Annotated in this window: 12 protein-coding genes; 9 read left to right on the top strand and 3 right to left on the bottom strand. The window is 37.4% G+C overall.

From position 1 onward, the window contains the following. The first annotated feature begins 8 nt into the window (after window positions 1–8). Both AAOP42_RS02885 and AAOP42_RS02880 read left to right on the top strand, forming a co-directional pair. Window positions 9–1,145 (top strand): acyloxyacyl hydrolase, encoded by a 1,137-nt coding sequence (locus tag AAOP42_RS02885; RefSeq protein WP_349526956.1) that lies wholly within the window; start codon window positions 9–11, stop codon window positions 1,143–1,145. Window position 1,146: 1 nt separating this feature from the next. Further along, window positions 1,147–1,884, top strand: coding sequence for a head GIN domain-containing protein (locus tag AAOP42_RS02880; RefSeq protein ID WP_349526955.1), 738 nt, complete (start codon window positions 1,147–1,149; stop codon window positions 1,882–1,884). A gap of 7 nt (window positions 1,885–1,891) precedes the next feature. On the opposite strand, the gene AAOP42_RS02875 is transcribed toward AAOP42_RS02880, so the two are convergent. Next, window positions 1,892–3,184 carry an aminopeptidase P N-terminal domain-containing protein gene (locus AAOP42_RS02875; RefSeq protein WP_349526954.1) on the bottom strand — a complete coding sequence of 431 codons (1,293 nt, stop codon included), beginning with the start codon at window positions 3,182–3,184 and terminating at the stop codon, window positions 1,892–1,894. Window positions 3,185–3,224: 40 nt separating this feature from the next. Between AAOP42_RS02875 and AAOP42_RS02870 the strand changes: the two genes are divergently transcribed. After that, on the top strand, window positions 3,225–4,694 hold the full coding sequence (locus AAOP42_RS02870) for a S8 family serine peptidase (RefSeq protein ID WP_349526953.1): 1,470 nt from the start codon (window positions 3,225–3,227) through the stop codon (window positions 4,692–4,694). Window positions 4,695–4,805: 111 nt separating this feature from the next. Continuing rightward, the gene (locus AAOP42_RS02865; RefSeq protein ID WP_349526952.1) at window positions 4,806–6,224 is read left to right on the top strand and encodes a glycoside hydrolase family 32 protein; all 1,419 of its coding nucleotides are present in this window, start codon (window positions 4,806–4,808) and stop codon (window positions 6,222–6,224) included. Window positions 6,225–6,247: 23 nt separating this feature from the next. Here AAOP42_RS02865 and AAOP42_RS02860 read toward each other — a convergent pair whose 3' ends face one another. Then, window positions 6,248–7,234 (bottom strand): glycosyltransferase family 9 protein, encoded by a 987-nt coding sequence (locus AAOP42_RS02860; RefSeq protein WP_349526951.1) that lies wholly within the window; start codon window positions 7,232–7,234, stop codon window positions 6,248–6,250. A gap of 56 nt (window positions 7,235–7,290) precedes the next feature. Between AAOP42_RS02860 and AAOP42_RS02855 the strand changes: the two genes are divergently transcribed. From AAOP42_RS02855 to AAOP42_RS02835, 5 genes are all read left to right on the top strand, one after another. Further along, window positions 7,291–8,523 (top strand): M16 family metallopeptidase, encoded by a 1,233-nt coding sequence (locus tag AAOP42_RS02855; RefSeq protein WP_349526950.1) that lies wholly within the window; start codon window positions 7,291–7,293, stop codon window positions 8,521–8,523. A 66-nt stretch (window positions 8,524–8,589) separates the two neighbouring features. Beyond that, window positions 8,590–8,997, top strand: a complete 408-nt coding sequence (locus tag AAOP42_RS02850) for an EVE domain-containing protein (protein ID WP_349526949.1) — start codon at window positions 8,590–8,592, stop codon at window positions 8,995–8,997. Window positions 8,998–9,082: 85 nt separating this feature from the next. Continuing rightward, window positions 9,083–10,636, top strand: coding sequence for a hypothetical protein (locus AAOP42_RS02845; protein WP_349526948.1), 1,554 nt, complete (start codon window positions 9,083–9,085; stop codon window positions 10,634–10,636). A gap of 65 nt (window positions 10,637–10,701) precedes the next feature. Continuing rightward, window positions 10,702–11,253 (top strand): bifunctional pyr operon transcriptional regulator/uracil phosphoribosyltransferase PyrR, encoded by a 552-nt coding sequence (pyrR, locus tag AAOP42_RS02840; RefSeq protein WP_349526947.1) that lies wholly within the window; start codon window positions 10,702–10,704, stop codon window positions 11,251–11,253. After that, a complete protein-coding gene (locus AAOP42_RS02835) occupies window positions 11,250–12,173 on the top strand; it encodes an aspartate carbamoyltransferase catalytic subunit (RefSeq protein ID WP_349526946.1) in 924 nt (307 codons plus the stop codon). Before pyrR ends, AAOP42_RS02835 begins: the two co-directional genes overlap by 4 nt. 4 nt (window positions 12,174–12,177) lie before the next feature. Here the strand turns inward: AAOP42_RS02835 and AAOP42_RS02830 are convergent, their stop codons facing one another. Next, complete coding sequence (locus tag AAOP42_RS02830) at window positions 12,178–12,972, bottom strand: CPBP family intramembrane glutamic endopeptidase (protein ID WP_349526945.1); 795 nt, start codon at window positions 12,970–12,972, stop codon at window positions 12,178–12,180. Window positions 12,973–13,179 lie beyond the last annotated feature (207 nt).

Genomic DNA, 13,179 nt, shown 5'->3' with positions numbered 1-13,179 from the left:
TTCCTTTCATGATCAAGCTAATTTCACCGAATCATTTCAGCAAACATATATTTTGGTATGGAGTTGTTTTGTATGTTATATTAGGGCATACAGCAGTGGCTCAAAAGCACGATCAGCAATACTCTCATCAATTTAGCCTGGAGTATTTCAAAGGGTTTATATTCAAACATTCGGATGAAGTGGCTCATGTAGCTGTATCCCATCCTACGGGTGTGGTTTTGGAATATGATAAGCATACTTATGGGTATAAAAGGTGGGAGTATGAATACCGTTATCCCGATGTTGGATATACGTTGATCTATCTGGATTATAACAATCCTGTTTTAGGTCAATCTGTTTCTCCAATGGCTCATTTTAATTATTATTTCAACAGGAATAGAGATTCAAAGCATGATTTTAAATTCAAATTTGCATTTGGCCCGGCTTTTCATACCCATCCTTATGATAGAGAGACCAATAATAAAAATAATTTTCTAGGGTCAACTTTTTCGTTTGCCATGCAGATGCAATTCAGTTATGATCACGACATTTCAGAAAAATTGGCAGTCAAAAGTGGCTTTTCTCTGACACATTTTTCTAATGCCTCTATCAGCAAACCCAACAAGGGGATAAACATAATTGCTGCTAATTTGGGTTTGATCTATAAAATAGACGATAAGCAGATTGAACAAAAATCTTATGAAAAAGAAGACTATAGCGGTCAACCAATCAAGTACAATGTATGCGTATCTACAGGATTGAGTGAATCTTTGAAGGAAGGGAATGGGGTTTTCCCTTTTTTTGTATTGAATACTTACGCAGATAAAAGGGTTTCCAGAAAAAGTGCTTTTAGTGTAGGGTTGGATTATTTTGTATCATATTCTTTGAGAGAAGAAGCTAAATATGATCCTAATCTAAGAGGGAAAGAAAAACCTGATTTTAAAAGGGCAGGAGTCACTGTTGGTTATGAATTGTTCTGGCATGATTTGTCTTTTTTGTTTCAATACGGACATTATTTTTACAGACCATATCAAAGGTTCAAACCAAAGTATCAAAGGTTGGGTCTGAAATACTATTTGAATGAAAAGCTATTTGTTTCATTTATGCTCAAAACCCACTTGCAAAAAGCAGAAGCAGGTGAGTTTGGTGTAGGCTGGAGGTTGTAAAATGAGGCACATTATACCTTACATATCGGTACTCTGGTTTTTGCTGTCTTGTGACAGCAAGGATGCCTATGATTGTGTGAAGAAGACGGGAGATATTTTAGAATATCAGGTTGAATTGTCTAATTCTTTTGATGCAATCCACATTTATTCAAATGTAGAAGTGGAGATCAAACAGGCACCACAGCAGTCTGTTGTTTTAATCACGGGAGAAAATTTGTTTGATGAAATGGTTATTGAAGTAGAAGATGGAGTATTAACTTTTGAAAACAACAATTCATGCAATTGGGTTCGGGAATACGGAACTACAAAGATCCAGATCACAACGCCAGATTTAAAACAAATTATATATGAAGGAGGAGCAACCATCAGCTCTGTAAATACTTTGGAGTTTGACACCTTATCTATTGATTCTAAAGATTCAAGTGGGGATTATATTCTGGATATTGTTTCTAATGAGCTGAACATTACGACTAAAAGGATTTCCAATTTTTACATTACAGGTACAGTCAGCGATCTTAATATTGATTTTCAAACAGGGGATGGCCGTTTTTATGGTAAAGACCTTATCGCACAAAATGTATCTTTTTATCAGAATGGTACTAATGACATCATGGTTTATCCGGTTCAAACCTTAGAAGGAGTGATTGATCGTTATGGCAATGTGATTTATTATAATACACCAGCCAATCCGCCAAAGGTGGAAACTTACAGCAAAGGAAAGTTGATTCTGAGCGAATAATATAGAATCAACCTTTATTCATAAGGCTTTCTATCTCATCTGCTTCAATAGGAATGTTCTTCATCAAATTGATATGACCATTCTCTGTGATGACTATATTGTCTTCGAGCCTAATACCAATTCCTTCTTCTCTAATGTAGATTCCAGGTTCGACGGTAAAAACCATTCCGGGTTCAATTTTTTTATAAATACTGGCTACATCGTGTACATTGAGACCCAGGTGATGGGAAGTGCCATGCATAAAATATTTTTTGTATGCAGACCACTCAGCTTTCTGGTTTTTGATGTCAGAAGTACTTATTAGTCCCAGATCAACCAGTTCCTTTTCCATCACTTCACCTACTGCTTTATGGTAATCAGGAATCACATTGCCAGGGATGAGCATAGCTGTAGCAACATTCTTCACTCTCAAAACCGCATCATACACAGCCCTTTGTCTTTTACTGAACTTGCCATTTACAGGTATCGTTCGGGTCATGTCTGCATTGTAATTGGCATATTCTGCACCTACATCCATTAGAAGCAAATCACCATCCATGCATTGTTGATTGTTTTCCACATAATGCAACACGCAGGCATTTGCTCCTGAAGCTATAATTGGATCGTAAGCAAATCCTCTTGATCGTTTTCTGAGAAATTCATGACTAAATTCCGCTTCAAGCTCATATTCCCAAACTCCGGGATGTGTCTTGTCCAGTATCCTTCTAAATCCACTTTCAGTAATATTACATGCATGTTGGATCAGATCAATTTCAGAATTGGATTTTATACAACGAAGGTCATATAAATGGGGAGCAATTCTGTTGTACTGATGCAATGGAAATCGTTTTTTACACCATTTGACAAATCGGTCACTTCGGGTTTCTACCCTGGAAGAATTGCGAATATGCTCATTAGTGTCGAGATAGATTTCATCTGATTCGGCCATGATGGTGGCGAGTGTATTTTCAAATTTATCCAACCACATTATGGTTCTTACTCCAGAAGTTTCTTGTGCCTCATTCGCCGTATATTTATGGCCTTCCCAAATCGCAATTTCCTCGTTGGTTTCTTTTAAAAACAATATTTCACGGAAACGTTCGTCGGGAAAACCCGGTGCAAGTAATAAAATTGATTCTTCCTGATCAATACCGGATAAATAGAACAGATTTGCGTCTTGTATAAATGGCATGGTGCCATCAGCACTGGTTGGCATAATGTCGCTGGAGTTGAATATAGCGACCGATTTTGGTTTTAGCCTGCTTGCCAGTTTTTTCCTGTTTTGAATAAAAAGGTCTTTTCCGATGGGTAGATACTTCATATAAAAAAAAGTGTTATCATTATGTTCTGTTAAAATAGATATGATTAAAAATCAATCAACGATAAAATTAGTATTTCTTTTATTACTACTGGTCTCTTGTGAGCAGAAAAGAAAGTATTGGATTTACTTTGACAGAATTAATTGCGAAAATTCCGAATGGTTAGATTTAACCTGCCAAGATAGACTTGCTACTTATGATATCGATTTGGATTACTTTTCCGGGTGGCTCAATGCAGGTACAGCTTTACTGACGAACTCCCAGGTTAAAGCCCTTTCTCATCTCACATTCGTTGGTGAAATTCAGCCTGTTATGGAATTGAATTTTGCTCCAATGGCATTTCATGAAGAAAAAATGGGTTTAAGCTTTGCACTTGAGCAGATAGAAGGAGAATTTTTCGTTGATAAAGAGCTAACAGGGAAAGGGGTAAAAATAGGAATTATTGATGGAGGTTTTTTGGAGGCAAATAAAAAGGAGGGACTTGCTCATATTTTTAAAAATAATCTGGTGAAAGCCTACAAGGACTTTATTACTCCTGAATTGAAAGAATATGGAGGTTCAAAGTATGCAGATGATGGCCATGGGACAGAGGTTTGGGAGCAAATTTCAGGAGTCAATGCCGAAAGGAATGTGAGATTTGGTTTGGCGACAGAAGCTGATTTTTATCTAGCCCGTACTGATGATGGTAGAAAGGAATACCGTCAAGAGGAAGAATACCTGATTCAGGCTCTTGAGTGGATGGAAAAGCAAGAGGTGAAGTTGGTCAATATCTCCTTGGGTTATTCCAACGGTTTTGACAACCCAAAAGAAAATTATCTACCAAAACAGATAGATGGAAAGTTTTCTGCCATAACAAGAGCAGCCGGAATTGCTTCAGAAGAAAAGGGAATGCTATTGGTTGTTTCTGCTGGAAATGATGGAAATAATGACTTCAAAGTTTTATCCACGCCTGCGGATGCCAAAGGTGTAATCACCGTAGGAGCGACTAATTTCAGAACATGGAACAAAGCCATTTATAGCTCCATAGGCCCGGAGAAACTTGGGTATATGAAACCCAATGTTTCATGCTTTGCTTCCAACGGCACATCATTTTCTGCTCCTGTTATTACCGGCTTGTCAGCATGTATCATGCAAATGGACAGTACTTTGACCAACTTTGATATTTTATCAATAATAGAGCAGTCTGCCCATTTATATCCCTTTGGTAATAACTTCATTGGCTATGGAGTGCCTTCATGTGAAAAGGCATTTGAATTGGTAAAAAGCCACAAACACAAAAATGTATCAGAGAAAGATAAACAGTTTGTTGTGTCCCAAAAGAACAAAATTGAATTAAAAATTCCAGAGTCATTTAAAGAGTTGGTGCTTTATCACAAGTCGGACAGTGTCAATGTACTTTTTCAGGAAAAAGCAACCTGTAAAGATTCCATTGTTTCATTGGTAAAGCCTAAAGGAGCAAAGTTTACTACAGTAGCCGCAAAGGATTTTGTACGGGAGGTAAGCTGGGAGTAACAGCTTGTATGAACTAAACATCCAAGTAGTTAAGTGTTTGAGTATATTAGCTTGTATTTTTCACTTTTTTATATGTTTCGAAAACTGATATATTCTACTTACTTTTTTTGCTTGGGTTTCATCTCAATTCAAACAAGCCTTGCAGATGATGGCTCAAAAATAAACATAGGCTCTAATCGGGAATTGTTTGTTGATTATTATTTGATTGATCAAATGAATGGGACTGAGTTGGTCATGCACGAGCCAATAGATGAAGGAGCAGTATTGTATTTTGATAGACCTTGGGAAGGGCCATTTTGTGGGTATTGTACTGTGATCAAAGATGAAGAAACCTATCGGCTTTACTACCGTGGGTTGCCCCAAGCAGGAGCAGATGGCAGTACTAATGAAACCACGTGCTATGCTGAATCAAAAGATGGTATCTCATGGAAGAAACCGAATCTTCAATTGTATAAGATTTCAGACTCAATGGACAACAATGTGATCTTAGCAGATAATGCTCCGTATAGTCACAATTTCAGCCCGTTTTTGGATACAAATCCCAAAGCAAAAAAGGATGAAAAGTACAAAGCTCTGGCTGGCACCAAAAAATCAGGTTTGGTGGCATTCAAATCCTTGGATGGAGTCAATTGGAAGAAAATGCAGAAAGAAGCAGTCTTCACAGAAGGTTTGTTTGATTCCCAAAATGTAGCTTTTTGGTCACAAAAGGAAAATTGTTATGTGTCCTATTTTCGCACATGGTCTGGCGAAGGGTTTTCTGGTAAACGTTCTGTAAGTCGCACTACTTCGAAAGATTTTATAAATTGGACAGCACCTCAAACGATGGGTTTTGGAGATACACCTATGGAGCATCTTTATACCAATCAAACCCATGCTTATTTCAGGGCACCTCAAATATACTTTGCGATAGCAGCCCGTTTTATGCCCAATCGACAAGTGTTGAGTGACGAAGAGGCTTCAAAATTGAATGTAAATCCAAAATACTACAAGGATTGTTCTGATGTGGTACTGATTACTTCGAGAGGAAGCAATAAATATGACCGTACTTTTATGCAGTCATTTATCAGGCCGGGAATCGGCATGCAAAACTGGGTGTCACGTTCTAACTACCCAGCGTTAAATACTGTGCAGACTTCTCCTACAGAATTGTCAATCTATGTAAATCAGGATTATGCACAACCGACTGCTCATTTAAGAAGATATAGTTTAAGGTTAGACGGTTTTGGTTCTTTAAGAGCTGGATATTCTGGTGGTGAAATGACTACCAAACCATTTACTTTTATAGGAGCAACTTTGCACCTCAATTACTCTACTTCAGCAGCCGGAGAAATCAAAGTAGAAGTTCTGGACGCTTCTGGAAAAGTGATTTCTGGATATTCGGCAGACGACTGTAGTATTATTATTGGAAATGAAATAGATAGAACAGTATCATGGGGAAAGGATAAGGATTTGAGCACTCTTTCTGGAAAAGAAGTTAGATTACGTTTTTTAATGAAAGATGCTGACCTCTATTCTTTTAAATTTGAATAGCACTATGATTTTTTGGACAGCAATTATACTAAGTTGAGTTCAGTTACATCAATTGAAAGTGCACAATCGAAGTGGCCTTTAGGGCAGTTTTTATAGCCATGTAGTCCGCAGGGACGACAATCTAATTGCTTGTCAGTTTGAACAACTCTGGAATTGGTAGATAATGGGCCAAACCCGAATTCAGGTATTGTAGAGCAAAAAATAGTAGTAACCGGAGCATTTAATGCCGAACAAATATGTTGAGGTGCAGAGTCGTTTACATAGTTCATTTCGGCATCTTGCATCAATGCGGCAGATTCTAATAGAGACATTTTTCCGCATAAGTTGATGCACTTTTCTTTACTGGCTGCCTCTATGATTTCGTTGCAAAGTGTGCTGTCTCCTGGTGCCCCCACGAAATATATATTTCCATCGAACTGAAACTGATCTAAAAATTCTATCCATTTCGATTTAGGAAATTGTTTCGTAAACCAAACAGAGGCGGGAGCGATAGTGATGAATTTATCTGTCTTATATGATTTCACCTTTTCGTAATGTGCTTCGGTTGGATACAATTTGGGTTTGGCTGCTTTGTCTTCTGTGAAGCTTCGGATCAATTGATTGTTTCTTTCTATGTCATGCTGACCGGAAGACATTACATGCGGTATTTTCTCATTGTATGAAAAGGACAAAGGATTTTGACTGTAACCAACTTTGTATCTGGCTTTTGAAAAAAATGAAAATAATCCTGTCGATAAGTACCTCTGTAGGTTTATAAGTAAATCGTATTTGTTTTTTCTGACCAACTTAATGACCTTGATTAGGTTTTTGAGTTTGTCGTTTTTCTTGTCCCAAATCAGAAGGTTGGCAACATGGGGATTGTTTTCAAAGAGCTGCTCATTTCCTTTTCTCAGGAGAAAATCAATTTGAGCATTGGGGAATTTGGCTTTCAGATTTTCAACTATACTTGTAGTAAGTATCACATCACCGATGAAGGCAGTCTGAATGACAAGGATTCTGTTTGGAATCATGAAATTTGGATTTAAAGGTGGCAAAATTAGTTATTTTTGTGGCTTGATTTTTAGAGATGAATGAATATGATTTGATTACCCTGCCAAATGGGATCAGGGTTGTACACAAGCATGTTACCCACACCAAAATTGCACATTGTGGGATCATGTTGGATATAGGGAGTAGGGATGAAAACCCAAATCAGCAGGGGCTGGCTCATTTTTGGGAGCACATGGCCTTTAAAGGTACGCAAAAACGCAAAGCCTTTCACATTATCAACAGACTGGAATCTTTGGGAGGTGAGCTAAATGCATATACCACAAAGGAGAAAATTTGCTTTTATGCCTCGATTTTAGATACTCATTTTGATAAATCGGTAGAATTACTCACTGATATTACTTTCAATTCTGTTTTTCCCGAAAAGCAAATAGAAAAAGAAAAGCAGGTGATACTGGAGGAAATGTCCATGTATCAGGACAGTCCTGAAGATGCCATTCAGGATGAAATGGACGAGTTGATTTTTGCCGGACATCAGTTGGGTAACAACATTCTTGGAAATACCGATAGTGTCAAGTCTTTTCAAAAAGCTGATTTTATACAGTTTTTGGCTGAAAATATTGATACGGGTAAAATCGTGTTTTCCATTGTAGGGAATGTACCCATAAAGAAAGTGGTGAGGATTGCAGAGAAATATTTGGGACATATTGCCAACATTACTTCTGTGAAGAAGAGGATTCCGGTCAATGGCTATACACCATGCGTCAAAAATCAGGACAAAGACATAGTACAGTCGCATTGTGCTATCGGTAAAAGGGCTTTTCATATTTATGAAAAAGAGAGAATTCCATTTTTTGTGCTGAACAACATACTTGGCGGGCAGAGTATGAACAGCCGATTGAATTTGACTTTAAGAGAAAAATATGGATTAGTGTATGGCATAGAATCCAGCTATCAGCCTTATACAGATACAGGTATGTTTTCCGTATTTTATGGTACAGAGCCGGATAGTCTTGAGAGGTCTATAGAGCTTACATTTAAAGAAATAAAAAAGCTGCAAGACAAAGTGCTTGGATCCGGTCAACTGCAAACCGCAAAAAACCAGATCAAAGGGCAGTTGGCAATGTCGGAAGAAAATTACAACAGCATCATGCTCATGATGGCAAAGAGTTTACTTGACTTGAACAGGATCCAATCCCTGGATTCTGTTTTTGAAAAAATAGACCTCATCACCGGGTCAGAACTTCAGGATTTGGCGGTGAGAGAACTTCAGCGGGATGATATGAGTATTCTTACCTACACTCCAAAATAATCTCAAATTCATTTTTCAATCCATTTCTATTTTTATAAATTTCAAAGCTCAACCAATCCTTATAGAATGAACTACTGGCTGATAAAAACAGAACCTAACACTTACTCATGGGATGACCTTGTGAAACTGGGCAGAGATCACTGGGATGGAGTGCGAAACTATGCCGCCAGAAACAATATGCGAAGTATGAAGGTAGGAGACTTGGCTCTTTTTTACCATAGTGTCAATGACAAATGTGTCGTGGGAATAGCCAAAGTAGTCAGAGAACATTACCAAGATCCTACTACTGAAGATGAAAAGTGGTCAGTTGTTGATTTTGCTCCTGAAAAGAAACTTAAAAGACCCGTGACACTGGAAGAAGTAAAGCAAGATGAGAGACTAAGTGAAATGGTATTGGTGAATAACTCCCGGCTTTCTGTTCAACCAGTGAAAAAAGAAGAATTTGATATTATTATAGGAATGAGTGAGTCCTGATCCGTGTATTTTCTATAAATTTATAGGGGTTTTGTTTTACTGGCTTTTTAGATACATGTAGGCTTGATTTCCCAAAATGTCGTTTATGAATAAGTACCTGTTACTTTTATTGCTTATTAGTTTCCAGTCTTTTGCTCAAAGGAAGGCAAAGAAAGATACTACTACTGAAAAGTCCTCATTTATTATTCAGCCCAATCGAATAGAATTTGAAATTGACAACAGCGATGGACATTTTCAAATAATTCCAGCAAAAGAGAATGGTTTATTGGTGATCAAAGAAACCAAAAACAGAAGCAGGGACGGTTTTGAGTGGAATTTCAACCTTGTAGATAGTGCTTTAAACATCCAATGGATCAGGCAGTATGCTATTCCTTTTGGATCTAGTTTTCTGGGATACGATTTTAATGGAGATGGTTTTTACCTGCTTTTTGGTAAATCACAGTATAAGCTGGAGGAAATGCGTGTGATGCGACTTGACTTGCAAAGAGGGGATACCACTTCTTACATGGTGAATACGGTATTTCCCATGCAGCTGAATACGTTTGAAGTTATTGAGAATACCATCATATTTGGGGGTACAGCAAACTTCAGGCCGGTGGTGATGCTCTATGACATGATAGAACAAAAACCAAAGGTGCTTCCGGGGTTTTATAACAATAACAGTGATATTATAGATGTAAGAACGGACGACAAAACCAAGACGTTTACTGTTATACTCAATGAAAAAACATACAAAAAGAAGGTGACGGTATCGATTAAAACCTTTGATTCCAGAGGAAACCTTTTGCAAACTAAAGCACTTGATGCGGACTATGAGAAAAGCCTGATTGATGGAGTGTCAACTACGTTTTCGAATGGCTCACAATATGTTGCCGGGACGTATGCCAGACGTAAGTCCGATTATTCAAGGGGTCTGTACCTGGCAAAGTTGAGAAATGGAGAGCAGGAGCTTATCAAATACCATAATTATGGTGATTTAAATAATTTCTTTTCTTACATGAAGGTGAAAAGAGAAAAAAGGATTAAAAGCAGAATTGAAAAAAGAAAAGGCCAGGGTAAAAGAGTCAAGTTCAACTATCGCCTGTTGGTGCATGATATTATACAAAGAGGTGATGAATTTATCCTGATAGGAGAAGCGTATTATCCTAAATACTCCAACAACAGTAGTGGAGGCTATTATACTGCATCCTCCAATTACGACTATAGAAACCTTTGGATCAATCCTAATTTTATTGGTTACAACTATACTCACGCTGTGGTAGTGGGGTTTGACCGTATGGGAAATATTTTATGGGACAATAGCTTTGAGATCAATGATGTGCTTAGTCTATCGTTACAGGAGTTTGTGAAAGTGAGTGTGGAGGAGGATAGAATCGTATTGCTTTACATTTACGAAAATGTATTGAGGGCTAAAATAATAGAAGAAAATGAAATAGTGGAAGGCAAAAGCTTTGATCCTATAGCCCTCAAGTTCAAATCTGATGAAATAAAAGATCTGTCCAAGAATATGGAAGGCATGGACAATTGGTTTGATGGAAAGTTTTACGCCTATGGTGTGCAACAAATTAAGAACCTCAAAGACAAAGATGTAAAGCTGAATCGTAAGGTTTTTTACATCAACAAAATTGAATATTATTAGTTGTTCCCTCAAAATTAATTTCCAATTATCCTTAACATGTTTCTATATTTGCATAATCTCAAGTTATGCAAAAAAGGCTTCTACTAAATAGTCAACACCTCAAGATAACAATTTCACGTCTTTGTCATCAATTGATAGAAAATCATGATGATTTTAGCCATTCCGTAATTCTTGGAATGCAGCCCAAGGGGATATTTCTCGCAGAAAGAATAAAATCAGAATTGGAGAAGATAACAGGCAAACCAATACAGCTGGGTTATCTGGATACCACTTTCTACAGAGATGATTTCAGACGAAGAAATGAAGTGATCACTGCCAATGAAACCAAGGTTCCTTTCATTATTGAAGATAAAAAAGTAATTCTTATTGATGATGTGCTTTACACAGGACGTACTGTGCGAGCTGCTATGGATGCCATGATTGCTTATGGTCGTCCTGCCAAAGTAGAATTATTGATTTTGATTGACAGGATTCACAGCAGAGACATTCCCGTTGAAGCCAGCTATGTAGGAAAAAAAGTAAATACCATACAATCACAAAAAGTACTGGTAGAACTAAAAGAACAAAACAAAAAAACAGATAACATTTGGTTGATTGATAAAGAAAAAATTAAATGAGTCGATTGAGTACCAGACATTTGCTTGGAATTAAAGATATATCCAGAGAGGATATAGAAATGATATTTGAAACAGCCGACAATTTTAAGAAGATCATCAATCGTCCTATTAAGAAAGTGCCTTCATTGCGGGATATTACCATTGCCAATGTTTTTTTTGAAAATTCGACAAGAACCAAGCTTTCGTTTGAATTGGCTGAAAAAAGACTATCAGCAGATGTAGTTAACTTCTCATCATCAGGTAGTTCTGTGAAAAAAGGAGAGACCCTGCTTGATACGGTTCACAATATTCTGGCAATGAAAGTGGATATGGTGGTGATGAGACATTCCAGTCCGGGAGCTCCTCATTTTCTTTCCAACCATATCAAAGCCAATGTCATCAATGCAGGTGATGGCACACACGAACATCCGACACAGGCATTGTTGGATTCATTTTCTATAAGAGAAAAGTTAGGCGATGTTGCTGGCAAAAAAGTCGTGATAGTGGGTGATATTCTGCATTCAAGAGTGGCACTATCCAATATTTTTGCTTTGCAAAAATTAGGAGCTAAAGTAAAGCTTTGTGGGCCAGCTACATTAATGCCCAAGTACATTACTTCTTTGGGAGTTACTGTTGAGTCTGATATACAAAAGGCTCTTCAATGGTGTGATGTTGCCAATATTTTGAGAATTCAAATGGAAAGGCAACAAATCAAATATTTTCCTTCTCTAAGAGAGTATTCTCTATACTTTGGAGTCAATAAGCCCATGTTAGAAAAGTTAGACAAAGAGATTGTGATTATGCACCCGGGCCCTATCAATAGGGGAGTGGAGATCACAAGTGATGTAGCTGACTCGGGCCACTCTATTATTCTAAATCAGGTAGAAAATGGTGTTGCAGTAAGAATGGCAGTACTTTACCTACTGGCAGGAGCAGAATAAGTATTCATCGAAATAGAAACAACATAAAGTACTGCAACAGGTTGGCTCCAAAATGAAGCCCTATTACAGCTAGTATTCCTCCGGTTTTCTGACGAATATATCCCAGGTACAGAGACCAGAAAAAAATCAAAACAACACCTGTGATACCGCCTGGTAATCCCCAATAATGTGAAATGCCAAAAATGGCAGCTTGAGTGAAAATGATTAGCGGCTTATTTGTCATTATTTTTTCTAACCCATTCCATATCATGCCTCTGAAAATATATTCTTCCACTACTGCATTGAGTACGGCATAGGCGATACCCATTACAATCAGGAAAAGAAATGAACCCTCCGGCAACATGCCTATAAATCTATCTATACTACTTTGATTCATTTTCAAATAAATAAACATGGCAATACTACTGATGCCAACTGCTAATAACATTTGAAGGATTAGTTTCCGATCCACTGACTCTTTATGCCACCATCCGATAGTACTTTTTATCCTTGGAAAGAAAAGGATAAGCAATGTGAACAGGACTACCGGAATGAGAAAGTAAGTGCCATTGAAATTAGTACCTATGAGCTGGGTAAACCATTCATTTATATACCTGCAAAAGTGAAGAATGATGAAAAACACTATAGTCGGAGCAAATTTTCTATTGAGATAATATGAGATGCCATATATTATCAATAGTCCCAATCCTATACCCCAAAATGCAATCTGATCCAATTCGAAATACCGCTCAACAGAATCCAGGCTGGCAACAAGAAGTATAAAGAATAATAAAATGAATTGCTTAAAGTCGAATTTCATAGACTCGGTAAATTATTGTAAGAGTAATTTAATTCATAAAATTAACTTGAAATGGGGGTGTTAATATAGTGGCGTCCGACTAAATTTTAAATACCCTGAAAAAGTACGTTTAAACGAAATGAGAAAAGATTTTTTCGATTTCCTAAAACTACCCCCGTCCCCTGAAGGGGTGATCAAAAAGTCCCCTTTAGGGGATTTAGGGGTGAT

Origin of the sequence: Reichenbachiella sp. MALMAid0571, assembly GCF_040151475.1 — a bacterium.
GTDB lineage: Bacteria > Bacteroidota > Bacteroidia > Cytophagales > Cyclobacteriaceae > CAXBNB01.
This window is presented reverse-complemented; position numbering and strand designations above follow the sequence as displayed.

What these genes read in the sequence shown, in the direction of transcription:
- AAOP42_RS02880 (WP_349526955.1), top strand. Translation starts at nt 1,147, where the DNA reads ATGAGGCACATTATACCTTACATATCGGTACTCTGGTTTTTGCTGTCT.
- AAOP42_RS02835 (WP_349526946.1), top strand. Translation starts at nt 11,250, where the DNA reads ATGAGTCGATTGAGTACCAGACATTTGCTTGGAATTAAAGATATATCC.
- AAOP42_RS02860 (WP_349526951.1), bottom strand. Translation starts at nt 7,234, where the DNA reads ATGATTCCAAACAGAATCCTTGTCATTCAGACTGCCTTCATCGGTGAT.
- AAOP42_RS02870 (WP_349526953.1), top strand. Translation starts at nt 3,225, where the DNA reads ATGATTAAAAATCAATCAACGATAAAATTAGTATTTCTTTTATTACTA.
- AAOP42_RS02875 (WP_349526954.1), bottom strand. Translation starts at nt 3,184, where the DNA reads ATGAAGTATCTACCCATCGGAAAAGACCTTTTTATTCAAAACAGGAAA.
- AAOP42_RS02855 (WP_349526950.1), top strand. Translation starts at nt 7,291, where the DNA reads ATGAATGAATATGATTTGATTACCCTGCCAAATGGGATCAGGGTTGTA.
- AAOP42_RS02845 (WP_349526948.1), top strand. Translation starts at nt 9,083, where the DNA reads ATGAATAAGTACCTGTTACTTTTATTGCTTATTAGTTTCCAGTCTTTT.
- AAOP42_RS02850 (WP_349526949.1), top strand. Translation starts at nt 8,590, where the DNA reads ATGAACTACTGGCTGATAAAAACAGAACCTAACACTTACTCATGGGAT.
- AAOP42_RS02885 (WP_349526956.1), top strand. Translation starts at nt 9, where the DNA reads ATGATCAAGCTAATTTCACCGAATCATTTCAGCAAACATATATTTTGG.
- AAOP42_RS02830 (WP_349526945.1), bottom strand. Translation starts at nt 12,972, where the DNA reads ATGAAATTCGACTTTAAGCAATTCATTTTATTATTCTTTATACTTCTT.
- pyrR (WP_349526947.1), top strand. Translation starts at nt 10,702, where the DNA reads ATGCAAAAAAGGCTTCTACTAAATAGTCAACACCTCAAGATAACAATT.